The organism is Micromonospora echinaurantiaca (assembly GCF_900090235.1).
Classification (GTDB): Bacteria; Actinomycetota; Actinomycetes; order Mycobacteriales; family Micromonosporaceae; genus Micromonospora; species Micromonospora echinaurantiaca.
In genome coordinates this window covers 5,761,717-5,784,020 of the sequence record NZ_LT607750.1, presented here as the reverse complement: position 1 = coordinate 5,784,020, position 22,304 = coordinate 5,761,717, and the positions used below count along the sequence as shown (strand labels likewise).

General features: G+C 73.3%; 25 protein-coding genes. 10 read left to right on the top strand and 15 right to left on the bottom strand.

Translation table 11 applies throughout. The features are described from left to right. Nucleotides 1-39: 39 nt before the first annotated feature. The gene (locus GA0070609_RS26100; RefSeq protein ID WP_088996237.1) at nucleotides 40-999 is read left to right on the top strand and encodes an asparaginase; all 960 of its coding nucleotides are present in this window, start codon (nucleotides 40-42) and stop codon (nucleotides 997-999) included. Nucleotides 1,000-1,114: 115 nt separating this feature from the next. Here GA0070609_RS26100 and GA0070609_RS26095 read toward each other — a convergent pair whose 3' ends face one another. Further along, nucleotides 1,115-1,912: an alpha/beta fold hydrolase gene (locus GA0070609_RS26095; protein ID WP_088996236.1), complete on the bottom strand. Its 798-nt coding sequence runs from the start codon at nucleotides 1,910-1,912 to the stop codon at nucleotides 1,115-1,117. A 110-nt stretch (nucleotides 1,913-2,022) separates the two neighbouring features. Here GA0070609_RS26095 and GA0070609_RS26090 point away from each other — a divergent pair, with 110 nt between their 5' ends. The 5 genes from GA0070609_RS26090 (at nucleotide 2,023) to GA0070609_RS26070 (ending at nucleotide 5,369) form a co-directional block, all read left to right on the top strand. Then, a complete protein-coding gene (locus tag GA0070609_RS26090) occupies nucleotides 2,023-2,625 on the top strand; it encodes a helix-turn-helix domain-containing protein (protein WP_088996235.1) in 603 nt (200 codons plus the stop codon). After that, entirely contained in the window at nucleotides 2,622-3,350 is a 729-nt protein-coding gene (locus GA0070609_RS26085) for a hypothetical protein (protein ID WP_088996234.1), read from the top strand. Before GA0070609_RS26090 ends, GA0070609_RS26085 begins: the two co-directional genes overlap by 4 nt. 71 nt (nucleotides 3,351-3,421) lie before the next feature. Beyond that, complete coding sequence (locus tag GA0070609_RS26080) at nucleotides 3,422-3,736, top strand: DUF2516 family protein (RefSeq protein WP_088996233.1); 315 nt, start codon at nucleotides 3,422-3,424, stop codon at nucleotides 3,734-3,736. Further along, entirely contained in the window at nucleotides 3,733-4,620 is an 888-nt protein-coding gene (locus GA0070609_RS26075; RefSeq protein ID WP_088996232.1) for an alpha/beta fold hydrolase, read from the top strand. Before GA0070609_RS26080 ends, GA0070609_RS26075 begins: the two co-directional genes overlap by 4 nt. Nucleotides 4,621-4,631: 11 nt before the next feature. Continuing rightward, nucleotides 4,632-5,369: an alanyl-tRNA editing protein gene (locus GA0070609_RS26070; RefSeq protein ID WP_088996231.1), complete on the top strand. Its 738-nt coding sequence runs from the start codon at nucleotides 4,632-4,634 to the stop codon at nucleotides 5,367-5,369. A 45-nt stretch (nucleotides 5,370-5,414) separates the two neighbouring features. Here the strand turns inward: GA0070609_RS26070 and GA0070609_RS26065 are convergent, their stop codons facing one another. Continuing rightward, entirely contained in the window at nucleotides 5,415-6,317 is a 903-nt protein-coding gene (locus GA0070609_RS26065) for a GNAT family N-acetyltransferase (RefSeq protein ID WP_088996230.1), read from the bottom strand. A 256-nt stretch (nucleotides 6,318-6,573) separates the two neighbouring features. Next, nucleotides 6,574-7,269, bottom strand: a complete 696-nt coding sequence (locus GA0070609_RS26060; protein WP_088997974.1) for a nucleotidyltransferase domain-containing protein — start codon at nucleotides 7,267-7,269, stop codon at nucleotides 6,574-6,576. Between the two features lie 77 nt (nucleotides 7,270-7,346). Between GA0070609_RS26060 and GA0070609_RS26055 the strand changes: the two genes are divergently transcribed. Then, the gene (locus tag GA0070609_RS26055) at nucleotides 7,347-8,261 is read left to right on the top strand and encodes an SDR family oxidoreductase (protein WP_088996229.1); all 915 of its coding nucleotides are present in this window, start codon (nucleotides 7,347-7,349) and stop codon (nucleotides 8,259-8,261) included. Here the strand turns inward: GA0070609_RS26055 and GA0070609_RS26050 are convergent. The 5 genes from GA0070609_RS26050 to GA0070609_RS26030 are packed head-to-tail and all read right to left on the bottom strand — an operon-like array spanning nucleotide 8,245 to nucleotide 12,879. After that, entirely contained in the window at nucleotides 8,245-9,279 is a 1,035-nt protein-coding gene (locus tag GA0070609_RS26050; RefSeq protein ID WP_088996228.1) for a helix-turn-helix transcriptional regulator, read from the bottom strand. The genes GA0070609_RS26055 and GA0070609_RS26050 overlap by 17 nt on opposite strands. Before the next feature lie 24 nt (nucleotides 9,280-9,303). Beyond that, the gene (locus tag GA0070609_RS26045) at nucleotides 9,304-9,945 is read right to left on the bottom strand and encodes a response regulator (protein ID WP_088996227.1); all 642 of its coding nucleotides are present in this window, start codon (nucleotides 9,943-9,945) and stop codon (nucleotides 9,304-9,306) included. After that, the gene (locus GA0070609_RS26040; protein ID WP_172899406.1) at nucleotides 9,942-11,213 is read right to left on the bottom strand and encodes a sensor histidine kinase; all 1,272 of its coding nucleotides are present in this window, start codon (nucleotides 11,211-11,213) and stop codon (nucleotides 9,942-9,944) included. The genes GA0070609_RS26045 and GA0070609_RS26040 overlap by 4 nt, the downstream gene beginning before the upstream one ends. 11 nt (nucleotides 11,214-11,224) lie before the next feature. After that, nucleotides 11,225-11,959 carry an ABC transporter permease gene (locus GA0070609_RS26035; protein ID WP_088996225.1) on the bottom strand — a complete coding sequence of 245 codons (735 nt, stop codon included), beginning with the start codon at nucleotides 11,957-11,959 and terminating at the stop codon, nucleotides 11,225-11,227. A gap of 11 nt (nucleotides 11,960-11,970) precedes the next feature. Further along, on the bottom strand, nucleotides 11,971-12,879 hold the full coding sequence (locus GA0070609_RS26030) for an ABC transporter ATP-binding protein (RefSeq protein ID WP_088996224.1): 909 nt from the start codon (nucleotides 12,877-12,879) through the stop codon (nucleotides 11,971-11,973). Nucleotides 12,880-13,033: 154 nt separating this feature from the next. Between GA0070609_RS26030 and GA0070609_RS26025 the strand changes: the two genes are divergently transcribed. The 3 genes from GA0070609_RS26025 (at nucleotide 13,034) to GA0070609_RS26015 (ending at nucleotide 14,910) form a co-directional block, all read left to right on the top strand. Next, nucleotides 13,034-13,825 (top strand): EI24 domain-containing protein, encoded by a 792-nt coding sequence (locus tag GA0070609_RS26025; RefSeq protein WP_088996223.1) that lies wholly within the window; start codon nucleotides 13,034-13,036, stop codon nucleotides 13,823-13,825. A 1-nt stretch (nucleotide 13,826) separates the two neighbouring features. Beyond that, a complete protein-coding gene (locus GA0070609_RS26020) occupies nucleotides 13,827-14,339 on the top strand; it encodes an O-acetyl-ADP-ribose deacetylase (protein ID WP_088996222.1) in 513 nt (170 codons plus the stop codon). A 298-nt stretch (nucleotides 14,340-14,637) separates the two neighbouring features. Beyond that, nucleotides 14,638-14,910 carry a hypothetical protein gene (locus GA0070609_RS26015; protein WP_157748300.1) on the top strand — a complete coding sequence of 91 codons (273 nt, stop codon included), beginning with the start codon at nucleotides 14,638-14,640 and terminating at the stop codon, nucleotides 14,908-14,910. 179 nt (nucleotides 14,911-15,089) lie between these two features. Here GA0070609_RS26015 and GA0070609_RS26010 read toward each other — a convergent pair whose 3' ends face one another. The 7 genes from GA0070609_RS26010 to GA0070609_RS25980 all read right to left on the bottom strand — a co-directional run bounded on the left by GA0070609_RS26010 (nucleotide 15,090) and on the right by GA0070609_RS25980 (nucleotide 22,266). Continuing rightward, entirely contained in the window at nucleotides 15,090-15,503 is a 414-nt protein-coding gene (locus GA0070609_RS26010) for a RidA family protein (RefSeq protein ID WP_088996220.1), read from the bottom strand. A gap of 73 nt (nucleotides 15,504-15,576) precedes the next feature. Continuing rightward, nucleotides 15,577-16,584, bottom strand: a complete 1,008-nt coding sequence (locus GA0070609_RS26005; protein ID WP_088997973.1) for a LacI family DNA-binding transcriptional regulator — start codon at nucleotides 16,582-16,584, stop codon at nucleotides 15,577-15,579. Between the two features lie 20 nt (nucleotides 16,585-16,604). Next, nucleotides 16,605-17,987 (bottom strand): GH1 family beta-glucosidase, encoded by a 1,383-nt coding sequence (locus GA0070609_RS26000; RefSeq protein WP_088996219.1) that lies wholly within the window; start codon nucleotides 17,985-17,987, stop codon nucleotides 16,605-16,607. After that, on the bottom strand, nucleotides 17,984-18,817 hold the full coding sequence (locus GA0070609_RS25995; protein WP_088996218.1) for a carbohydrate ABC transporter permease: 834 nt from the start codon (nucleotides 18,815-18,817) through the stop codon (nucleotides 17,984-17,986). The genes GA0070609_RS26000 and GA0070609_RS25995 overlap by 4 nt, the downstream gene beginning before the upstream one ends. Then, the gene (locus GA0070609_RS25990) at nucleotides 18,814-19,815 is read right to left on the bottom strand and encodes a carbohydrate ABC transporter permease (protein ID WP_088996217.1); all 1,002 of its coding nucleotides are present in this window, start codon (nucleotides 19,813-19,815) and stop codon (nucleotides 18,814-18,816) included. Before GA0070609_RS25990 ends, GA0070609_RS25995 begins: the two co-directional genes overlap by 4 nt. Before the next feature lie 133 nt (nucleotides 19,816-19,948). Next, on the bottom strand, nucleotides 19,949-21,253 hold the full coding sequence (locus tag GA0070609_RS25985; RefSeq protein ID WP_088996216.1) for an ABC transporter substrate-binding protein: 1,305 nt from the start codon (nucleotides 21,251-21,253) through the stop codon (nucleotides 19,949-19,951). 251 nt (nucleotides 21,254-21,504) lie between these two features. After that, a complete protein-coding gene (locus GA0070609_RS25980) occupies nucleotides 21,505-22,266 on the bottom strand; it encodes a maleylpyruvate isomerase family mycothiol-dependent enzyme (RefSeq protein ID WP_088996215.1) in 762 nt (253 codons plus the stop codon). Between the last annotated feature and the right edge of the window lie 38 nt (nucleotides 22,267-22,304).

The following is a 22,304-nucleotide window of genomic DNA, read 5'->3' as shown; positions in this document are numbered from 1 at the left end:
GCCGTCCGCGGTCGCCGGAACGTCGGTACCGTCCATCCTGTGGGAAAGACGTACGAGGGCGGGGCGCCGCTCGCCGAGGTGGTCCGGTCCGATTTTGTGGAGGGCGTGCACCGCGGTTCGGTGGTGGTGCTCGACGCGACCGGGGCAACGGTGGCCGGTGCCGGGGATGTGACCTCGCCGGTCTTCCCCCGCTCGGCGAACAAGCCGATGCAGGCGGTGGGGATGCTCCGCGCCGGCCTGCCGCTGACCGACCCGGCCGACCTGGCGCTGGTCTCGGCGAGCCACGCCGGTGAGGAGTTCCACCTGGCCCGGGTCGGCGCGCTGCTGGCCCGGGCGGGCCTGGACGAGTCGGCGCTGCACTGCCCGCCGGACCTGCCGGTCGGCGAGGCGGCCCGGGCCGCCGTGCTGCGCGCCGGCGGTGGGCCCCGCCGGATCCAGATGAACTGCTCCGGCAAGCACAGCGGGATGCTGCTGACCTGTGGCGCCGCCGGCTGGGCGCGGGACGGGTACTGGCGCCCGGAACACCCGTTGCAGCAGCGGCTGCGGGACGCCATCGAGGAGTTCACCGGCGAGCGGGCGGCGGCGGTCGGGGTGGACGGCTGCGGTGCCCCGGTGCTCGCCGTGTCGCTGACCGGGCTGGCCGGGGCGTACCTGCGGCTGGTCTCGGCGGAGCCCGGCTCGGTGCCCCGGGCGGTGGCCGACGCGATGCGCGCCCACCCGGAACTGGTCGGCGGCACCGAGGCTGACGACACCCGGCTGATGCGCGGGATCCCCGGCCTGCTGGCGAAGGTGGGCGCCGAGGGGGTGATCGCGGCGGCGCTGCCCGGCGTCGGGGCGGTCGCCGTGAAGATCGACGACGGCGCGGGCCGGGCCCGGATGCCGGTGCTGGTCTCCGCGCTGCGCCGGCTCGGCGTGGCCGCGCCGGTGCTGACCGAGTACGCCGAGCTGCCGCTCTTCGGCGGCGGCGTCCCGGTCGGGGCGGTCCGCCCGGTCTGGTGACCGGCGGTCGGCGGGCGGGGTGACCCGCCGGGGCCATCGGTGCTGTCCGCCCAGCCCGCTGGTCACCGGAGCGGTCGGCGCGCGTGTCCGCCTGTCCGGTGACCGGGCGGGCGGGTCAGGGGAGGAAGTCGAGCAGGGCGGCGTTGACCGGCTCCGGGCGTTCCAGCGGGAGCAGGTGGGCGGCGTCCGGCACGTCGGGCAGGCGCACCGCGTCGGGCGCCTCGGCGGCGATCCGGTCGGCGAGCCGGCTGATGTCCGGCACGTCGGCCGCGCCGGCGGTGACCAGGACGGGCATCCGCAGCTCACCGAGGCGGCCGATGGCCGGCGGGTCCAGCTCGGCCACGTCCACCGCGCTGAGCGCCTGCTCGGCGGCGAGGGCCCGCTGGTCCATCTCCCCGGCGAAGGCGAGCAGCTCCGGGTCGACCTCCTCCGGGCGACGGCCGGGGCCGACCACCCAGAACCGCACCTCGGCGGCGGCGCTGGCCGCGAAGTCCTCCTGGTCGACCTCGCCCACCAGCTGGTCCCAGAGGTCGTTGGCCTGCTCGGACCATTCGTGGCCGGAGATCGCGCTGCCGAACAGGGCGAGCGCCGTGACCCGCTCCGGGTGGGCCAGCGCGGTGTCGACCGCCACCGCCCCGCCGAACGAGCAGCCGACCAGGGCGGCCTGCGGCACGCCGAGCGCGTCCAGCAGCCCGACCACGTCGTCGTGGTGGGCGAACGAGGCGGGCGGCAGCTCGGATTCGCCGTAGCCGCGCAGGTCGAGCGCGATCACCCGGTGCCGTACGGCCAGCACGCCGACCTGCTCGCGCCACATCCGCCGGTCGGCGATCCCGGCGTGCAGCAGCACCACCGGCGTACCACTGCCCACCTCGTCGTACGCGAGCTGGGCGCCGTTCACCTCGATCTTGGTCACCGGAGGACCGTACGCACGGGGCGTCCCGGACGCAACCGCCTACTGAGACCTTGCTAACTCTGGTTAGCACTTTGCTTGCAGGAGTTAGCAGGGCGGACTAGCGTCGGGGTATGGCCACACCCAAGGACCTTCCCGACGTCGGCGGGTTCATTCGCGACCTGCGCCGCAACGCGAAGATCTCGCTGCGGCAGCTCGCCGAGCAGGCGGGGGTCAGCAACCCGTATCTGAGCCAGATCGAGCGCGGCCTGCGCAAGCCCAGCGCCGAGGTGCTCCAGCAGTTGGCCAGCGCGCTGCGGGTCTCCACCCCGGCGATGTACCTGCGGGCCGGGCTGCTCGACGACAAGGAGGGTCAGGGGGTGCTCGCGGCCATCGCCGTCGACCCCGACCTGACCATGGCGCAGAAGCAGTCGCTCAGCCAGATCTACGAGACGTTCCGCCGGGAGAACGCGCGGCTCGCCGAGGCGACGGCCGCGGCGGAGACCGCGCAGCAGCCCCCGGCGGCGGAGCCCACCGAGGCGCCGCGACCGTCCGCACCCGGGTCCGCCGAGGAGGCGCCCGCCCTGGTCAACCCGACCGTCACCGGTCCCACCACCGAAGCGGGCACGCCGACCGAGGCCGTGCTCGAGTCGGTCGCCGTCACCGAGGCCGGCGCCACCCCCGCACCGACCCCCGCGAAGAAGGCCGCCGAGGCGGCCGAGGAGGAGAAGTCATGACCCAGCCGAAGACCAACCGCATCCCGGCCCCGATCTACGCCGCCGCCGGCGCCGGCGAGCTGGCCCTCCAGCAGCTGCGCAAGCTCCCCGCCGTGGTCAGCGACCTCGGCACCAAGGTCGTCGCCGACCTCGGCGGCAAGGCCGTCGTCACCGGCGTCGAGCTGCGCCAGAAGGCCAACGAGACGCTGCGCACCGCGAACCAGACCGCCGGCAACCTGCGCGAGAAGGCCCCGGCCGACCTGAACAAGCTGCGCGAGGCGGCCGACCTGAACAAGCTGCGCGAGGTCGCCGACCTGAACAAGCTGCGCGAGGTCGCCGACCTCGACCGGCTGCGCGAGGTGGCCACCCGCAACGCCGCCGTCGTGGTGGCCGGCGCCCAGACCGCCCAGGAGCGGGCGCTCGCCGCGTACGGCGCGCTGGTCGCCCGCGGTGAGCGGGTGGTCGGCGCCGGCGTGCTGGGGGCCGCCGACACGGTGAACGCCGACATCGAGGCGACCGAGGCCACCGCGCCGGCCGCCGCCGTGAAGCCGGCCGAGCCGGTCGAGCCGGTCGCCGAGGTGCCCACCCCGGCCGAGGTCGCCGAGGTCGTCGAGGCCAAGCCGGCCGCCGCGAAGAAGGCCACCACCCGGGCCCGCAAGACCACCGCCAAGGCGGTGAAGCCGGCCGCCACCCCGTCGGCGAAGCTGCCCCGGACCACCAAGCGGACCCGCCCGGCCGCCGAGTGATCCGCTGAGCCGGCGACCCCGGAGGCGTCCTTGTCGGACGTTTCCGGGGTCGCCGGCATAAGCTTGCCGTCATGGCCAACGCCGCGCCGCTCTTCGCCTTCGAAGTCCGCTACGTGATCGAGCTGATCCTGCTCGTCTTCGCGCTGATCATCCAGGGCGTCGCGCTGGTGCACGCCATCACCCAGCGGTCCGACGCCTTCCCCGCCATCGGCACGCTGCCCAAGGGCGGCTGGATCGCCATCCTGGCGGTCTGCCTGGTGCTGACCCTGCTCGGGTTCGGCCCGATCAGCCTCTTCGGACTGATCGGCATCGCGGCCGCGCTGATCTACCTGCTCGACGTCCGGGTCGGGCTGCGCGACCTGAGCGACGGCAAAGGGTTCTGGTGAGAGGTTTCCGCTGGCCACCACCGCCGGACGGCGGGCCGCGCACCTGGGGTCCGGGGCCGGGTGGCCCGCGTACCGGGCGGCCGGCCCTGCCCGAACCGGAGACCGAGCTGGTCGCCACGCCGCACGGCGTACGGCTGGAACGGCTGGTCACCGGGGCCGGCGACCCGGTCACCGTGTTCGCCCACGGATTGGGCAACGGCATCGCCACCACCCGGCCGTTCGGCAGCGGGGTCACCGGCCGCAAGCTCTTCTTCCAGTTCCGCGGGCACGGTCGCTCCGACGCGCCGCCCGGTCCGTGGAGCTATCTGGACCTCGCCCGTGACCTGCGGGCCGTCGCCGACCTCGGCGGGGCCACCCGGGCGTTCGGCGCGAGCCTCGGCGCGGGCGCGCTCTGCCGGCTGCTCGCCGAGAGCCCGGAGCGCTTCGAGCGGCTGGTGTTCTTCCTGCCGGCGGTGCTCGACCGGCCGCGCGGCGAGGTCGCGCAGGCCCGGCTGACCGCGCTGCTCGACGCGGTGGAGAGCGGCGACGCCTCGACGGTCGCCGAGGTGGTCTCGGTGGAGCTGCCCCCGGCCGTGCGCAACACCCCGGCCGGATGGGCGTACCTGCGCCAGCGACTGGACCAGCTGCTGCGCGACGGGCTCGCACCGGGGCTGGCCAGCCTGCCCGAGCAGGTGCCGCTGCGCGACGCCGGGGCGCTGGCCGCGGTGACCGCGCCGGCCCTGGTGATCGGGTGCGCCGGCGACGACCTGCACCCGGTGGAGGTCGCCGAGCAGCTCGCGGCCGCGCTGCCGGCGGCCACCCTGCACGTGTACGACCGGCCCGGCGTGCTCTGGACCGAACGCGCCGACCTGCGAACGCGGATCTCCACCTTCCTCAACGAGTAACCTGCCCTGTCATGGGCGTCACACACCACGGACGTACGCACCGGCTGGACCTCGCCGACCCGACCCTGCGCGAGTGGCAGTGCACGGTGCTGCACGCCGACCCGGAGCAGGGCATCGTGCTGGACCGCTCGGCGTTCTACCCGGGCGGCGGCGGCCAGCCGCCGGACCACGGCGTACTGCTCTGGCAGGGGGTGCAGACCCGGATCGTCGGCACCCGCAAGGGCGACGACCTCTGGCTGATCCCGGCCGAGGGTGACCCGCTGCCGCCGGCCGGGACCACGGTCACCGGCGCGGTCGAGGACCAGCGTCGTACCTCGCTGATGCGTACCCACTCGGGGCTGCACGTGCTCTGCGGGGTGGTCTTCCGCGACTTCGGCGCGCTGGTCACCGGCGGCAACATGGAACCGGGCGAGGCCCGGATGGACTTCAACCTGCCCGAGGTGCCACCGGACTTCAAGAGCCGGATCGAGGACCTGGTCAACGCCGAGGTGGCGGCCGACCGGTCGGTGGCCGTCCGGGTGCTGCCCCGGGCCGAGGCGCTCGCCCTGCCGGACATCATCCGCACCCAGTCGAACCTGATCCCGCCGGACGAGCAGGAGGTCCGGATCGTCGACATCGTCGGCCTGGACGTGCAGGCCGACGGCGGCACGCACGTCGCCTCGACCGCGCAGATCGGCAAGGTGCAGGTGGTCAAGGTGGAGAGCAAGGGCCGGGCCAACCGCCGGGTGCGGATCCGCCTGGCGGACTGAGCCGGTGACTCCCGGCGCCGGACACCGGCGCCGGGAGCCGCGATCTCACACCAGGTCGATGCGTTCCCGCTCGATGGGGTAGCCGGCCCGGGCGAAGGCGGCCGCCATCGGATGGTTGGTCTGGTCGGTGCCCGCCACGATCCGGTCCGCCCCCGTCCCGACCAGCAGGTGGGTGGTCTCGACCAGCAGGTCGTAGGCGTACCCCTGGCCGCGCTGTGCGGGCAGCACGCCGACGAAGCCGACGATCGGGTCGCTGTGGTTGCGTGCCGGCACGGTGATGCCGACGAGTTCGCCCTCGGGCGTCCAGGCCAGCCGCCACCAGTCGCGCGGGCTCGGCAGCCAGCGCAGCAGGTCGAGTTCCTCCCGCGCCGCCGCGTCCGGCCCCTGCTCGGCGGCGGTGTGCCGGGTGTGCGCGTCCAGGCTTCCCTCGCCCACCCGGCGCAGCACGTCGAGGATCATGTCGTCGTCGGGTTCCGGGCGGAACTCCAGTCGGCCGGGCCGGGCGGGCAGCCCGCACTCCGGTGTCCAGCGGTACCGGTACCGCTCGACCAGCGGGGACATGCCGGCGGCGACCGCCGCGTCGAGCCGGGCCTGCGCCTGCGCCCGGACGGCCGGGTCGTCCCGCCAGCCGGGCGGCAGCGAGAGCGAGTACTCGGCCCGCAGCGGCGCGGTCCGCAGCAGCTCGACCGCCGCCGCGCGGTCGGTGAAGTCGAACCAGTCCAGCGCCAGTGGCGACTCGTCGTCCGGTCCGCCCCACCAGGCGGCCCGGGCCACCACGGCCCCGTCGCGCAGGGCGACCCAGCTCCACTCGGGACGGTACTGGCCGTCGGCGGCCATGTCGGTGTAGTTCTCGCCGAACGCGGCACGCCCGACCAGTGTGGTGTGCGGCAGGGAGTCGAACAGTGCTTCCTCGCCCGCGGTGAGCGGGCGGATGACCAGGTCGGTCATGGGGTCCTTCCGGGTTGACGTGCTCCCGGCTCAGAACCGCGGCGCCCTCGTGACCGGGCGGGAGCACAGCGATGTCGTGGACACGGTGCTCACCTCCCTTCCCGTCGACGAGGGCGCCCCGGGACGCTAGCAGCCCGCTGTGGCCGACAGCCAACGGATTTACCGGGCGTGCCGGGGTGCCGGTCGCCGCCCGCGGCGTTTCGGGTGCCGCCGGCTGGATCGAGCCGTCCCCACGGGGCAGCTCGACAGGGCGCGGCTAGCGCGGGCGTAGCTCCGGCGGCAGGTGTGCGGCGCGGACGTCGAGCAGCCAGCGCTCGACAGCGGCCTCGTCGGGGCGGTCCGGCAACGGGGTGCGGATCCGGTCGAAGTCCAGTTCGGCCTCGGCCAGCAGCGCCCGCGCCTCGTCCAGCTCGCCGCCGGCCACCCGCTCGCCGAACGCCCGGAACCATTCCGGGTCGGCGAGCCGGATCTCCAGCACCCCGGTGGCGTAGAGCAGCCGCCCCTGGTGCACCAGCCGGGCCAGGTGCCGGGCGTGCTTCGCGGTCCGGCGGCGGGTGTCGGCCGAGAAGCTCCCGTCGCCGCGCGACTCCAGCTTGCGGAACTGGCGGCTGGCGTAGCCCAGGTACGCGTCGCGGACCCGGGGCGCGCTGAGGAAGGCCGAGCGGATGGCGATCAGCCGCTCGCCGAACTCCGTCCGGGTCTCGTAGCAGTCGTCCGGCAGCCACATCAGCTCGGTGGCGGTCGGGTTGCCGCTCAGGCCCAGCCGCGCGTACTTGGCGGCCTCGTGCAGGGTGACGTCCGGGTCGGTGGTGACCACCGACTCGCGGGGCGGGTGCAGGCCGTGGAACGCGACAGTGGGCGCCGCGAACACGCCGATCCGGTCCACATCCGAACCGGGCCGGGCCAGCCCGTACGCGACCGAGCCGACGATGCCGGAGAGCAGCAGGTGCATGCCGGCGAGCATGACGGACGACACCCGTCGCGCGAAACCCGACTTCGGCTGTCAGGTATTGCTGACACGCTCGACCCATGACGAAACCGCTGACAGGGAAGATCGCGTTGGTCGCGGGAGCGAGTCGGGGCGCCGGACGGCAGATCGCCGTGCAGCTCGGCGCCGCCGGAGCCACCGTCTACGCCACCGGGCGCAGCAGCCGAGCCGGCCGGTCGGAGCTGGGCCGGCCGGAGACCATCGAGGAGACCGCCGAGCTGGTCACCGCCGCCGGCGGCGAAGGCATCCCGGTCGTGGTCGACCACCTGGTTCCCGACCAGGTCCGCGACCTGGTCGCCCGGATCGACGCCGAGCAGGGCCGCCTCGACGTGCTGGTGAACGACATCTGGGGGGCCGAGTCGCTGGTCACCTGGCACAAGCCGGTCTGGGAGCAGCCGCTGGACGCCGGCTTCCGGACGCTCCGGCTGGCGATCGACACGCACATCGTCACCAGCCACCACGCCCTGCCGCTGCTGATCCGCCGCCCCGGCGGCCTGGTCGTCGAGATCGGCGACGGCACCAAGGAGTACAACGACGCGAACTACCGGCTGTCGGTCTTCTACGACCTGGCGAAGGTGTCGGTGAACCGGCTCGCCGAGAGCTGGGCGCACGAGCTGGCGCCGTACGGCTGCACCTCGGTCGCGCTCACCCCCGGCTGGCTGCGCTCCGAGCTCATGCTGGAGCACTTCGGGGTGACCGAGGAGAACTGGCGGGACGCGCTGGCCCGGGAGCCGCACTTCGCCATCTCGGAGTCGCCGGCGTTCGTCGGGCGGGCGGTCGCCGCCCTGGCCGCCGACGAGGACCGGGCCCGCTGGAACGGCAGGTCCGTCTCCAGCGGCGAGCTGGCCCAGGTGTACGGCTTCACCGACCTCGACGGCAGCCGGCCGGACGCCTGGCGGTACATCGTCGAGGTGCAGGACCCGGGCAAGCCGGCGGACGTCACCGGCTACCGCTGACCGGCGGTCTCCGGGTCCCGTCCGCGCCGTCTGGCCCGGGCGGCGGCGACGTGGCGTAGCGGGCGGCGGCGCGGGCCGTCGCCTCGGCCAGCCGGGCCCGCAGTTCCGGCGGTTCGAGCACCTCGACCTCCGGCCCCAGCCCGAGCAGCTGGGTGTACGCCACCACGAGGGACTCGACGGGCAGCCGGGTCACCACCCAACCCTGCCCGTCGGGTTCCCCGGCGGCGGCCAGCGCCTCCTCGTACGCGAAGGGGGCGTCGGCGGTGTGCCGGAGCTGGCGCAGGCCGGCGGGGCTGAGCCGGACGGTCACCTGGGCCCGCAGCATGCTCCGCAGGAACGCCTCGGCCTGCTCCCGCCAGTACCCGGCCAGGTCGAACCCCTCGTCCCGGGCGAAGGTCTCCGCCCGCACCTCGACGCCGGTGACCCGGTCCACCCGGTACGTCCGGTACCCGTCGCCGACCCGGCCGATCAGGTACCAGATCCCGCTCTTGAGCACCAGCCCGTACGGGGACAGCTCCCGGGTGACCTCCCGGTCACCGCGCCGATAGCGCAGCTCGACCACCCGGTCCCGCCAGACCGCCCCGGCCAGCTCACCCAGCCACGGCGGCGGCCCGGTCTCCCGGAACCAGCCCGGCACGTCCAGGTGGAACCGCTGCCCGGTGCGGGCCGGCGCGTCCCGCAGCGCGGGCGGGAGCGCGGCCAGCACCTTCAGCTCGGCCGCCGCGACCGCGTCGGCGAGCCCCATGTCACCGGCCGGGCCGGGCAGCCCGGCCAGGAAGAGCGCCTCCGCCTCGCCCCGGGTCAGCCCGGTCAGCCGGGTCCGGTAGCCGCCGAGCAACCGGTAGCCGCCGGCCCGGCCCCGGTCGGCGTAGACCGGCACGCCGGCGGCGGAGAGCGCGAGCACGTCCCGGTAGACCGTCCGCTCGGAGACCTCCAGCTCCCGGGCCAGCTCCGCGGCGGTCATCGTCTCCCGCGCCTGGAGCAGCAGGACCAGGGAGATCAACCGGGATGCGCGCACCCGTCCATCCTGCCCCCGGCGGGTTCAGCGCCCGCCGGGGGTGAGCAGGCCCCGGTCGTACGCGGCGGCCACGGCGGCCGCCCGGTCGTTGACCCCGAGCTTGGCGTAGACGTGCAGCAGGTGGGTCTTGACCGTGGCCTCGCTGATGAACAGCCGGGCGGCCGCCTCCCGGTTGGACGCGCCCCTGGCCACCAGGGTGAGCACCTCCAGCTCCCGCTGGCTCAGCGGCTCCTCGGCGGGCGCGCGCAACCGTCCCATCAGCCGGCCGGCCACGCTGGGGGAGAGCACCGCCTCGCCCCGCGCGGCGGCCCGCACCGCCCGGACCAGCTCGTCCCGGGGCGCGTCCTTGAGCAGGTAGCCGGTGGCGCCGGCCTCGATCGCCGGCAGCACGTCGGCGTCCGTGTCGTACGTGGTGAGCACCAGCACCTTGGCCGGGTTGCCGGCGCGGGCCAGCCGGCCGATCGCGGTCACCCCGTCCATCCCGGGCATCCGCAGGTCCATCAGCACCACGTCGGGGTGCAGGTGGGCGGCGAGTGCGAGCGCCTCGGCGCCGTCGCCGGCCTCGCCGACCACGTCGAAACCGGGGTCGCCGGTGAACATGCCGCGCAGCCCGTCCCGCACCACCGGGTGGTCGTCGACGATGAGTAGCCGGACCGGGGCGGTCAACCGACACCTCCGGCATGTGCGGGCACGGAGGCCGAGACGGCGGTGCCGCCGCCCGGCTCGCTCTCGATGGCCAACTCGCCGCCGACCCCGGCCACCCGCTGCCGCATGGCGGTCAGCCCGTACCCGCCATCCGATCGGCGCGGGGAGGGCGGATCGGTGACCGGGAAGCCGACGCCGTCGTCCCGGACGTCCAGGGTGACCACGTCGCCCATGTACGACAGGGTCAGCCCGACCCGGGACGCCTTGGCGTGCCGGGCCACGTTGGCCAGCGCCTCCTGGGCGGTCCGCAGCAGGGTCACCTCGACCTCGGGGTGCAGCGGGCGGGCCTCGCCGGTGACGTTCACCTCTGTGTTCACCTCGTTGATGGTCGACCAGCGCCGGGTCAGCTCGGCGAGCGCCTCGGGCAGCCGGGCGGCCTCCAGCGCCTCGGGGCGTACCGCCCGCACCGAGCGGCGCGCCTCGGTGAGGCTCTCCCGGGCCAGGGCGACCGCGGTGTCGACGTGTCGTTGCCAGTCGGCCCGCCGGTCCCGCGCCTGCCCGGCCGCCTCCAGTTGGGTGATGATGCCGGTGAGGCCCTGGGCCAGCGTGTCGTGGATCTCCCGGGCCATCCGCTGCCGCTCGTCGGTCACCCCGGCCTCCCGGGCCTGGGTGAGTAGCTGGGCGTGCAGCCCCTCGTTCTCCCGCATCGTCTCGGCCAGCCGGCGGTTGGCCTCGGCGAGTTCCTCGACCAGCCGCTTGCGGTTTGCGTTCTGCCGGTCGGTGATCATGCCGAACCAGCTCACTCCGCTGGCCACGCCCACGTTGAACAGCACGAGCACCGCCCAGAGCATCCAGTGGCCCGCCGACGACGGCAGGCCCCCGCCCTGCGCGGTGCCGATCAGGACGCCGGTGGCGGCCACCCCGACGAACCGCCACCGGCCGTGCAGGACGAGGAACGCGTGCAGGAACCCGACCCAGGCGAAGAAGCCGTACCAGGGGCTGTCGAGCACGAGCAGAGCGGCGAACCCGATCAGGCCGGTGTAGTAGATGCCCATCAGCCGACGACGGCTCGTCCAGCCGGGGTGCAGGTTCACGAACCAGGCGATCCAGGCCGCCGCCAGCCCCGCCACCACCGGGTCGGGGACGACTGAGAGACCCACGGGGACCGGCGCGACGGTGGCGAGCAGGATGCCGACGGCCAGCCCGACGTACGGCAACATCCGGTGCAGGCCGGGCTCCCGGGCCTCCCAGGCGGCCAGCCGGTCGACCTGCTCGGCGGTGCTGGTCATCGGAACCCCGCTCACTCCCAGCGGAACAGCTTCGCCGCGACGGACCCAGCGAGCACGGCGATGACTGCCATTATCGCCAGGTGCAGCGGACGCGGTGCGTCGGCGGTCCAGGCATCGAGCAGCGCCTGCACGCCGGGGGGCGTGTAGTCGCCGATCCGGACCAGGAAGTCCGGCAGCATGAACCGGGGAACGTAGACCCCGCCGAAGAACATGACCAGCATGAACACCGGGACCGCCACGGCCTGCGCCGCCTTGTTCGTGCGGGCCACCGCCGCCACCAGCAGCCCCAGCGCGAGCAGCGCCGCGGTGCCGAGGACGAGCGCCAGCGCGAAGCCGAGCGGGTGCCGGGGCAGCGGCACGTCGAAGGCCAGCCGGCCGACCACGATCAGCAGTACGGCACTGATCACGATGGTGGCGAGCGAGATGACCAGTTGGGCGGCGAGCAGTGCGGCCGGGCTGGCCGGGGTGGTGGCCAGCCGGCGCAGCACCCCGCGCTCGCGGTAGGTGGCGAGCACCGTGGGCAGGATGTTCACCGCCGCCATGGCGAGCGTAATCACCAGCAGCGACGGTGCGAAGTACTGGATGAAGGACAGGTCGCCGAAGTCCGGATTCGGCTCCCGCATCGCCGGGATCAACCCGAACACCGCCAGCAGCAGCAGCGGCAACGCGATGGTGATCAGCGGCGCGGCGAAGTCCCGCAGGTAGAGTCTCGTCTCGATCTTGAGGATCTGCCCGAAGGCGTGCATGTCGTTCTCTCTCACTCGGCGGGCCGGTGCCCGGTCAGCTCGACGAACGCGTCGTCCAGCGTGGACTGCTCCAGCCGCAGGTCGGCGGCGACGATCTGGTTGCGGGCCAGCACCGAGGTGACCGCGTGCAGCACGTCACCGGTACCGGTCACCACCACCTGGCGCCCGGTGCGGTGCACGCCGGTCACCTCTGGCAGGTCGGTGAAGAGCTGGTCGTCTACCGGGGCGGACGGCCGGAACCGGACCCGCTGCTCGGGCGCCACCCGTGACACCAGGCCGGCCGGGCTGTCCAGGGCGGCGACCTGTCCCCGGTCGATCACGGCGACCCGGTCGCAGAGCCGCTCGGCCTCCTCCATGAAGTGGGTGACCAGCAGGATCGTCACCCCGCTGTCGCGCACCTGCTCGATGAGGGCCCAGGTGTCCCGCCGGGCCTGCGGGTCCAGCCCGGTGGTCAGCTCGTCCAGGATGGCGATCTCGGGCTTGCCGACCAGCGCGAGCGCGATGGACAGCCGCTGCTTCTGACCGCCGGAGAGCTTCTTGTACGCGGTCTTCCGCTTGTCGCCCAGACCCAGCTTGTCGATCAGCTCGGCCGGGTCGGCCGGGTCGCGGTAGAACGAGGCGTACAGCTCCAGCGCCTCGCCGACCCGCATCTGGTCGGGCAACTGGCTCTCCTGGAGCTGCACCCCGACCCGTTCCCGGAGCTGGGTCGCGTCCCGGCGGGGACCGAGCCCGAGGACCGACACCCCGCCGGAGTCGGGGACGCGCAGTCCGGCGACACACTCCACCGTGGTGGTCTTGCCGGCGCCGTTCGGGCCGAGAATCCCGAAGATCTCCCCGGCCTCGACCGTGAACGACACGTCGTCCACGGCCACCAGCTCGCCGTACCGCTTGTGCAGGTTGGTCACCTCGATGACCGGCATCGCGCCGCCTTCCGCCGTCTGCTGTCCGTACGTCGAGGATGGCCGGGCGGACGCGGCGGCGGATCGACCATGCGGCGATCTTGGGGGACGGCCTCGGTCGACCCCGGCGATCCACCAACCGGTTGATGCGCGGGCGGCCACTAGGCTTCCCGTCGTGAACGCACCCCGTCTCGCCGCGCCCGTCACCGGCGCCGCCCGCCGGTTCTTCACCGGCGTCGGGCTGCTGCTGCGCGGTCTCGCCCTCTACGTCCGCAGCCCCGGCCTGATGCTGCTCGGCATCGTGCCGGCACTGATCTCCGGTGCGCTGTTCGTCGCCGCGTTCGTCGCCCTGGCGTTCTTCGTGGACGACCTGGCCGAGCTGGTCACCCCGTTCGCCGACGACTGGTCGGCGACCCCGCGCAGCCTGGTCCGGGTGGTCGCGGCGCTGGCCTTCCTCGGGCTGGGTGGCCTGCTCGGGGTGCTCACCTTCACCGCGGTCACGCTGGTGATCGGCGACCCGTTCTACGAGAAGATCTCCGAACGGGTGGAGGATCGGCTCGGCGGCACGCCGGGCGCGGTCGAGGTGCCGTTCTGGTCGTCGCTGCGCCGCAGCCTGGCCGACTCCGTCCGGCTGGTGGCCCTGTCGGTGCTGTTCGGCATACCGCTCTTCGCGGCCGGTTTCATCCCGGTGGTCGGGCAGACGGTGATCCCGGTGATCGGCGCGGCGGTGGGCGGCTGGCTGCTCGCGCTGGAACTGGTCGGCGCGCCCTTCTACCGGCGCGGGATGCGACTGCCGGACCGCCGGTCGATCCTCAAGGCGGACCGGCCGACCGCGCTGGGCTTCGGGGTGGCGGTGTTCGTCTGCTTCCTGATCCCGCTCGGCGCGGTGCTCGTCATGCCGGCCGCGGTCGCCGGCGCCACGCTGCTGGCCCGCCGGTCGCTCGGCCAGTCCATCGAGGAGGGCTGACGTGCGGGTCGTCCTGGTCGAGGGGGACATCACCGCGCAGCAGGTGGACGTGATCGTCAACGCGGCGAACTCGTCGCTGCTCGGCGGCGGGGGCGTGGACGGCGCGATCCACCGGCGCGGCGGCCCGGCCATCCTGGCCGAGTGCCGGGCGCTGCGCGCCTCCCGCTACGGGCGCGGGTTGCCGACCGGCCAGGCGGTGGCGACCACCGCCGGCGACCTGCCGGCCCGCTGGGTGGTGCACACCGTCGGGCCGGTCTGGTCGGCCACCGAGGACCGGTCGGCGCTGCTGCGCGACTGCTACGCCAAGAGCCTGCGGATCGCCGACGAGCTGGGTGCGCGGACGATGGCGTTCCCGCTCGTCTCGGCCGGCGTCTACGGCTGGCCGGTCGAGGACGCGGTCGGCCACGCCCTGACCGTGCTGCGCGCCGCCACCCCGGCGAACGTCACCGAGGCGCGGCTGGTGCTCTTCGGGCCCGACACCTACCGGGTCGCCCAGCGCGTCCACGCCGGCTGAGCCCCGCCGCGGCGCGCCCCCGGCGGTCGCATACCCGAACCGTTCTTGCGAAGATGATTCCGGGATCTGTCGGCGTTTCGCGCCGGGTTTCGCCCGGAGATCGCCGTTTCTGCTCGCCTAAGGCGGTATCAGCAGTTAATACCTATTTACGCCGCCGCGGGAGGAATTACGTTTTCTGTGCCTTTTTGTCGGGAAATTGTGGCGGGACAATCCGCCCGATAAACGCCTTCATCGGGCTATTCGCTATACATTTCCTCCCGTGCCGGTAATCGACGCCGGTGACGAATGGGGGTGAGCGATGAGGGCAGGCTTCGCGGGCCGAGCCGCCGCCGCGGTGGCGGTCGGCGTGCTGGTGTGGGGAGAGGCGTCGTCGGCCCTGGCCTTCACCGACCTCGACCAGAGCGGCACGCCGACCGCCGAACCACCGGCCGCCGACGCGCCGGTCGGCCGGGATGCGCAGCCGGCCGGATCGTGGGGCGGGGACGTCGTCCCGCTCGCGGCGCTCGGGCTCGGCCTGGTCGTGCTCGGCAGCGTGCTCAACGGCGCCCACCGCCAGCAGGCGGACGACTGAACAGCTTTACCCGAACGTAGCTCCGGCCTCCGCGCAGTGCGGTCGTGGGAGCCGGGCTACGGGGCCGGGGGCCTCTCCGTCGCCGGGAGAGGCCCCCGCTGCCGTACCGGGGCGGTTCCCCGGCGGCGGGGCCGGGCCGCTCGCGTGGCGGGCGGTGGCCGGGCGCCGGTCCGGGGCGGTCAGGCCGCCGGCCGGACGGCGGCGACCGCCTCCACCTCCACCAGTTGGTCGTTGTAGCCGAGCACGGCCACCCCGAGCAGGGTGCTCGGCGGGTCGTGGTCGCCGAAGTGGTCGCGGACCACCTCCCAGACGGTGACCAGGTCGTCCTGCCGGTTCGAGGCCACGTAGACGGTCGTCTTGACCACGTCTGCGAGCCGGGCACCGGCCGCCGCGAGGGCGGTCTCCAGGTTGGTCATCACCTGCCGCGCCTGGGCGGCGTGGTCACCGGGCGCCACCGTGCGGCCGTCCGCGTCGAGCGGGCAGGCGCCGGCGGTGAAGACCAGCCGGGCGGGCGGTTCCACGGTGGCGGCGTACGCGTATTCGGCGACGTCGGAGAGGGTGGGCACGCGGATCAGGCGGGTCGGATCGGGCACCGCCCGACGCTACCGCCGGCCGCCGCACCCGCTCGACCGAAATATCCGCCCGCGCGGCGGTTGCGCGGCCCGGTCAGGCGGACTCGCGCCGGATCAGCTCGGTCGGCAGGACCAGGGCGGTCTCGATGGTCTCGCCAGCGGCCAGCCGGAGCAGCTGACGGGTCATCTGTCGGCCGATCTCCTGGATTGGCTGCCGGACGGTGGTCAGCGGCGGCTCGGTGTAGGCGGCCGTCTCGATGTCGTCGAAACCGATCACCGCCACGTCCTCCGGCACCCGCCGTCCGGCCTCGCGCAGCGTACGCAGGGCGGCGTGCGCCATCAGGTCGGAGGCGGCGAAGACCGCGTCCAGTTCGGGATGTTCGGCGAGCAGTTGCCGCATCGCCGCCGCCCCGGACTCCCGGGTGAAGTCGCCGTACGCCACCAGCTCGGGCAGCCCGGCCGCGGACACCGTGTCCCGGTAGCCGGCGAGCCGCTCGATCCCGGCGACCATGTCCTGCGGGCCGGCGATGGTGGCGATCCGTCGCCGGCCGATGTCGATCAGGTGCCGGATCGCGGCGGTCACCCCGCCCACCTGGTCGACGTCCACGTACGGCACGTCGGCCGCGCCGAGCGGCCGGCCGCTGCACACCACCGGGATACCGAGCCGGGCGAGCCGGCCGGGCAGCGGGTCGGCGCCGTGCAGCGACGCGAAGAGCACCCCGTCGACGTGCCGCCCGGTGGTGTACCGCTCCACCCGGGCGTGCCCGGCCGGCGAGCCGGCCAGCATCAGCACCAGCTGCTTGTCGGCCGCCTCCAGCTCCTGGCTGACCCCGAGGATGATGCCCGGGAAGACCTGGTCGTCGGAGAAGACCCGGGTGGCCGCCTCCGGCATGACCAGGGCGATCGAGTCGGTCCGCTGGGTGACCAGGCTGCGGGCGGCCAGGTTCGGCACGTACCCCAGCTCGGCCACCGCCCGGTTCACCGCCTCCCGGATCGGTTCGGCCACCGTGGTGGAGCCGTTCACCACCCGGGAGACGGTGGCCCGGGAGACCCCGGCCCGGCGGGCCACCGCTTCCAGCGTCGGCCGTTGCGCCGTCGTCATGGCCGCCATCCCCCCGCTCGTCACAGCCCGTTCCGGGAGATCACCTCCTGGTACCACCGGGCGCTGGCCTTCGGTGTGCGCCGCTGGGTCAGGTAGTCGACGTGGACGATCCCGAACCGCTTGCGGTAACCCTCCGCCCACTCGAAGTTGTCCAGCAATGACCATACGAGATAGCCGCGCAGGTCCACCCCCCGGGCGATGGCCTCGTGCGCAGCGCGCAGGTGTCCGTCGAGGTAGGCGATCCGGTCGGTGTCGACCACGCCGCCCGCGCCGCCCGGGCCGTCCATCCCGGCCTTGTCCGGGAACGCCGCGCCGTTCTCGGTGATCAGCAGCGGCACGCCCGGATAGTCGGTGGCGATCCGCTCCAGCAGCCGGGTCAGCCCGGCCGGTTCGATCATCCACCCCATGTCGGTCAGCGGCCCGACCGGCGGCAGGAACTCGACCGCGCCCTCCGTGCCGGGATAGGCGCCGCCGCCCCCGGCCCCGCCGGGCCGGCCGGCGACGTAGGTCGGCTGGTAGTAGTTGATCCCGAGCAGGTCGATCGGGGCGGCAATCAGCTTCTCGTCGCCGTCCCGGACGAACGACGGCTCGACGATCCCGCCGACGTGCTCCAGCACGTCCTCCGGGTAGCCGCCGGCCAGCAGCGGGTCCAGGAAGATCCGGTTGTGCAGGCCGTCGACCAGGCGCACCGCGGCGGCGTCGGCGGCGCTGGCCGGGTCGGCGGGGCGCACGTCGGCCGGGTTGAGGGTGATCCCGATCGTCTCCGCGCCGGCCGCGCGCAGCGCCCGGGCCGCCAGGCCGTGCCCGAGCAGCAGATGGTGTACGGCGGTGAAGGCCGCGGCCGGGTCCTGCTCGCCGGGCGCGTGCACCCCGTTGCCGTACCCGAGGTAGGCCGAGCACCACGGCTCGTTGAGCGTGGTCCAGGTGCCCACCCGGTCACCGAGGCGGGCGTGCACCGCGGTGGCGTACGTGGCGAAGTGCTCGGCGGTCTCCCGGTTGGTCCAGCCGCCCCGGTCGCCCAGGGCCTGCGGCAGGTCCCAGTGGTAGAGCGTGACGATCGGATCGATGCCCCGGTCGAGCAACGTGTCGACCAGCCGGTCGTAGAAGTCCAGGCCGCGCGGGTTGACCGGGCCGGCGCCGTCCGGCTGGATCCGGGGCCAGGCCACCGAGAAGCGGTACGCCCGCAGCCCCAGCTCCGCCATCAGCGCCACGTCGTCGGCGTACCGGTGGTAGTGGTCGCAGGCCACGTCGCCGGTGTGCCCCTGGTGCACCTTCCCCGGCGTACGGCTGAAGGTGTCCCAGATGGACGGGCCGCGACCGTCGTCGCGGGCCGCGCCCTCGATCTGGTAGGCGGCGGTGGCAGCGCCCCAGAGGAAGTTCTCGGGAAATCGGAGATTGCTCAAGCCTTGACCGCACCTTCCATGATGCCGCCGATGATCTGGCGGCCGAACAGGACGAAGACCAGCAGCAGCGGGAGCGTCGCGATGGCCGTACCGGTGAACACCTGCGACATGTCCTGGTAGTACCCGTCGGACAGGGCCCGCAGGGAGAGCTGCACGGTCGGGTTCTCCGGGTCGTTGAGCACAGCGTACGGCCAGAGGAAGTCGTTCCAGGTCGTCATGAAAGTGAGCAGGCCGAGCACCGCCGCGGCGGGGCGCAGCGCGGGCAGCACCACGTTCCAGTAGATCCGGGCCGTGCCGCAGCCGTCGACCCGGGCCGCCTCGATCAGCTCGGTGCTGACCGCCTGGCCGGCGTACTGGCGCATCATGAACACCCCGAAGCCGGTGACCAGCGCCGGCACGATCACCGCCGGCAGCCGGTCGTTCCAGTTCAGCTTCGTCATCAGCAGGTACAGCGGGATGACGCCGAGCTGGGTCGGCACCATCATGGTCGCGATGATCACCAGCAGCAGCGCGTTGCGGCCGCGGAAGCGCAGCTTGGCGAAGGCGAACCCGGCCAGGGTGGAGAAGAACACCACCGAGACGGTGACGGTGGTCGACACGATCGCCGAGTTGATCAGACCGGTCAGGAAGTACGCGTCGGTGTTGTCGAACAGCCGGGCGATGTTCGCGCCGAGGTTGCCGCCGGGGGTGACCGGCGGCGGCACCTGGCCCATCGCGTCGCTGGACCGGCTGGCCACCACGAACATCCAGTAGATCGGGAAGATCGACAGGAACGCGGCGGCGAGCAGCGCGCCGTACGCCAGCGGGCTGGCCCGCCACAGCCGGCTCATCGGAGGTCTCCCTTCGCGGCCCGGCCACCCGGCGTCTGCCCGCCGAGCCGCCGGATGATCAGTACGTTGACCGCCGCCACGACGGCGATCAGGGCGAAGAGCAGCCACGCCACCGCCGAGCCGTAGCCGAAGTTGTAGTGCGGCGCGAAGGCGTTCTCGAACATGTACATGGTGACCGTCTGTGACTCGCGCAGCGGCCCGCCGCGGATCGGGTTGGTCCCGGAGTGGAACAACCGCGGCTCGGTGAAGAGCTGGAGCCCGCCGATGGTGGAGATGATGACCGCGAAGATGATCGTCGGCTTGAGCAGCGGCACGGTGATCGACCAGAACTGCCGGGCGCGGTTCGCCCCGTCGATCGCCGCCGACTCGTACAGGTCCCGCGGGATGGCCTGCATGGCGGCCAGGAAGATCAGCGCGTTGTAGCCGGTCCACCGCCAGTCGACCATCGTCGAGATGGCCACCCAGGAAGCGAACCGGTCCGACTTCCAGTTGATCGCGTCGATCCCGACGAGGTCGAGCAGCCAGTTCACCATGCCGAACTCGCGGCCGAAGAGCACCCCGAAGACGATCGCGACGGCGGCGGTGGAGGTGACGTTCGGGATCAGCACCGCCATCCGCCACCCGGTGCGGGCCCGCAGCGACCGGTTGAGCAGGTTGGCCAGCCAGAGCGCGGCGAGCAGCTGCGGGACGGTGGAGATGACGAAGATGCCGAGGGTGTTCACCACCGCGTGCCAGAAGTCGGCGTCGGCCATCAGCCGGGTGTAGTTCTCCGCGCCGACGAACGGGTGGTCGCTGCCGAGCAGGTCCCAGTCGTGCAGCGAGACCCAGAACGTGTAGCCCAGCGGGTACACCCCGAACACCGCGAAGAGCAGGAAGAACGGGGCGATGTAGAGGTAGGGCGAGTACCTGGTGTCGAACCGGCTGAGCCGGTGCGCCCGGGTCGGCCGGGCGGCGGCCGCCGGTACCACCGGAGGCCGCGCGTCGAGCTGGACGCTCATGGCCGGAAACTCCTTTCCACGCCGACCGCCCCGGGTCCGGCGCCCCGCCGGCCGCCCGGGGCTGGGCGTCGCGGGGGCGCGACGTCCGGCCCCGGGGTCGGCCGAGCCGGGGGCGGGCAGGGGCGGTGGAGGGCTACTTGGCGGCGGCCTTCTTGGCGTTGGCGACCGCGTCGGTCCAGCCCTGGTCGGGGTTACGCTGGCCCAGCTCAACGGTCCGGACCGCGTTCTCTACCTCGGTCCGGACGGCCTGGTTCTTCGGACCCATGTAGACCGGCTTCAGGTTCTTCGCCCCGGCGGCGAAGATCTGGCCGACCGGAGCGCCGGAGAAGTACGCGTTGGTCGCCCCGGTGATCGCCGGGTCCTCCAGGGCCTGCGGCGACGACGGCAGCGGCCCCTTGGCCTTGAACGCGCCGATCTGCCCCTTGGCGCTGGTGAGGAACTTGGCCAGCTCGATCGCCTCGGCCTGGTGCTTGCTCTGCTTGGGCACCGCGAGGTAGGAGCCGCCCCAGTTGCCGCCGTTGCCGGGCACCTGGGCGATGTCCCACTTGCCGGACGCGGCCGCACCGGCGTTGCCCTCGATGACGCCGGTCATCCAGGCCGGGCAGGCGATGGTGGCGAACTTGGCCTGCTTGAAGGCGGAGACCCACTCCTCGGACCAGGCGCCGTACTTGCCGGACAGGCCCGAGTCGATGATGTCCATGGTGGTGTCCCAGGCCTGCCGGACCGCCGGGTTGCTGTCCACCACGAGGTTGTCGGAGGTGTCGTAGTAGCTGTAGCCCTGGGCGTTGCCGGCGGTCTGCAGCAGGATGGTGTTGAAGGTGTTGGTGGCGGCGTCCAGGAACGCCGCGCCGGTCTTCTTCGCGGTGAACTGTTCGCCGACCCGGATGTAGTCCTGCCAGGTGGGCCAGAGCTTGGAGACGGCCTCGCGGTCGGTGGGCAGCCCCGCCTTGGCGAACAGGTCCTTGCGGTAGCACATCGCCATGCCGCCCACATCGGTGCCGAGGCCGATGAGCTGCTTGCCGTCGGCGGTCAGCCCGCCGTTCCACTTCCAGTCCAGGAAGTTGCCCTTGAGCTCGGCGGCACCGTGGTCGAGCAGGTTCACGAAGTTGCCGGGATTGGCCTTGTACTCGACCAGCAGGCCCTCCTCGATGGCCACGACGTCGCCGGCGCCCTTGCCGGCGGCGAGCCACTGGGTGAGCTTGGGCGAGTACTCGTCGAGGTTGCCGCCGGTGCCCCGTTCGACGATCTTCACGCCGGGGTGGCTGGCCATGTACTCCTGGTAGAGCTGCTCGTAGCCGAACTGGCCGAAGACGTCGACGGTCAGCGTGATCGTGCCGTCGTCGGCGGCGTCGTCGCCACCGCAGCCGGTGCTGACGAGCAGTGCGCTGGCGGCGACCAGGGCGACCGCCGCGAGGCGGCGGCGCGAAAAGGCACCCATCTGTCTCGGACCCCTCTCAGGTCGGGCGGGTGGTGGTGGATGAATCTGAGAGAGCGCTCTCACGTAGATTGCTGGCCGGCCCGACCGGTGTCAAGAGAGCGCTCTCCGGGGCGTCCGGATCGTTACCTCGGCGCTACCGGCCCAGGTGGCGGGGTGCGGCACTCGGTGCAGCACGTCGGCCGCGCTGAATCGGCGACAAGAAAGTGGCCCCCCGGCGCCGGGAGGCCACTGACTCGGGACGGGTGCGGCGGTCAGCCGGTGCGGAGACCGTCGAGCAGCGTGCGGTCGCCCAGCACGTCCAGGGTGTCGAAGCTGACCCGGCCCCACAGTGCCAGCAGCAGGTCGCTCGCCGTGCCGCTGACCTGCACCCGGGCGTGGTGGTCGTCGTGGTCGAAGATGGTGGCGGTGTCCAGCAGGGCGACCCCCTCGCCGCGCAGCCGCAGGTACCACTCCTGTGCGGCGTCCACCGCGGAGAGGTGCACCACCCCGTGCCACTGGCCCCGGGTCCGCCGCCGGCCGGAGGGTAGCCAGGTGTCCAGCACCTCGCTCACCCCGTCGGCCGCGAGCTTCGCCTCCACCGGCTCACCGGCGGCGATCGCGAGCTGGGCGTCCCAGCGGTGCACCGCCGTCTCGTGCGCGGCCCGGCGTGGCCAGAACCCGGCCTTCTTCGGCTGCGGCGCCCAGTTCCACGCCGGCGCCTCCGGGTCGAGCCCGTCGAAGAGGGTCATCAGCTGGTCGAACTCGTGCTGCCACACCTGCGAGGGGGTGCTGCCCGGGTCGAGTTCGGCGAGGTCGGGACGCTTGGGCGGGGCGGTGGTCGCACCGGAGCCGGCGAACGAGTGCACCCACCGGTAGAAGGCGGCCAGGTGCAGGGTGAGGTCGGCGACGGTCCAGCCGGGGCAGGAGAGCACCGGGGTCTCGGGGGGTGCCTCGGCCACGGCGGCGGCGAACGCCGGCCCCTCCGTACGGAGAGCGCCTATCCAGAAGTCCTTGGTGCCGTGCAGTCTGCTCATCGCCATCCTCCCGGGGGTGACCCGGCCACCAGTGGGTG

What these genes read in the sequence shown, in the direction of transcription:
- GA0070609_RS25980 (WP_088996215.1), bottom strand. Translation starts at nt 22,266, where the DNA reads ATGAGCAGACTGCACGGCACCAAGGACTTCTGGATAGGCGCTCTCCGT.
- GA0070609_RS26060 (WP_088997974.1), bottom strand. Translation starts at nt 7,269, where the DNA reads ATGCACCTGCTGCTCTCCGGCATCGTCGGCTCGGTCGCGTACGGGCTG.
- GA0070609_RS26065 (WP_088996230.1), bottom strand. Translation starts at nt 6,317, where the DNA reads ATGACCGACCTGGTCATCCGCCCGCTCACCGCGGGCGAGGAAGCACTG.
- GA0070609_RS26015 (WP_157748300.1), top strand. Translation starts at nt 14,638, where the DNA reads ATGAGGGCAGGCTTCGCGGGCCGAGCCGCCGCCGCGGTGGCGGTCGGC.
- GA0070609_RS26055 (WP_088996229.1), top strand. Translation starts at nt 7,347, where the DNA reads ATGACGAAACCGCTGACAGGGAAGATCGCGTTGGTCGCGGGAGCGAGT.
- GA0070609_RS25990 (WP_088996217.1), bottom strand. Translation starts at nt 19,815, where the DNA reads ATGAGCGTCCAGCTCGACGCGCGGCCTCCGGTGGTACCGGCGGCCGCC.
- GA0070609_RS26030 (WP_088996224.1), bottom strand. Translation starts at nt 12,879, where the DNA reads ATGCCGGTCATCGAGGTGACCAACCTGCACAAGCGGTACGGCGAGCTG.
- GA0070609_RS26035 (WP_088996225.1), bottom strand. Translation starts at nt 11,959, where the DNA reads ATGCACGCCTTCGGGCAGATCCTCAAGATCGAGACGAGACTCTACCTG.
- GA0070609_RS26085 (WP_088996234.1), top strand. Translation starts at nt 2,622, where the DNA reads ATGACCCAGCCGAAGACCAACCGCATCCCGGCCCCGATCTACGCCGCC.
- GA0070609_RS26040 (WP_172899406.1), bottom strand. Translation starts at nt 11,213, where the DNA reads ATGACCAGCACCGCCGAGCAGGTCGACCGGCTGGCCGCCTGGGAGGCC.
- GA0070609_RS26070 (WP_088996231.1), top strand. Translation starts at nt 4,632, where the DNA reads ATGGGCGTCACACACCACGGACGTACGCACCGGCTGGACCTCGCCGAC.
- GA0070609_RS26080 (WP_088996233.1), top strand. Translation starts at nt 3,422, where the DNA reads ATGGCCAACGCCGCGCCGCTCTTCGCCTTCGAAGTCCGCTACGTGATC.
- GA0070609_RS26005 (WP_088997973.1), bottom strand. Translation starts at nt 16,584, where the DNA reads ATGACGACGGCGCAACGGCCGACGCTGGAAGCGGTGGCCCGCCGGGCC.
- GA0070609_RS25995 (WP_088996218.1), bottom strand. Translation starts at nt 18,817, where the DNA reads ATGAGCCGGCTGTGGCGGGCCAGCCCGCTGGCGTACGGCGCGCTGCTC.
- GA0070609_RS25985 (WP_088996216.1), bottom strand. Translation starts at nt 21,253, where the DNA reads ATGGGTGCCTTTTCGCGCCGCCGCCTCGCGGCGGTCGCCCTGGTCGCC.
- GA0070609_RS26090 (WP_088996235.1), top strand. Translation starts at nt 2,023, where the DNA reads ATGGCCACACCCAAGGACCTTCCCGACGTCGGCGGGTTCATTCGCGAC.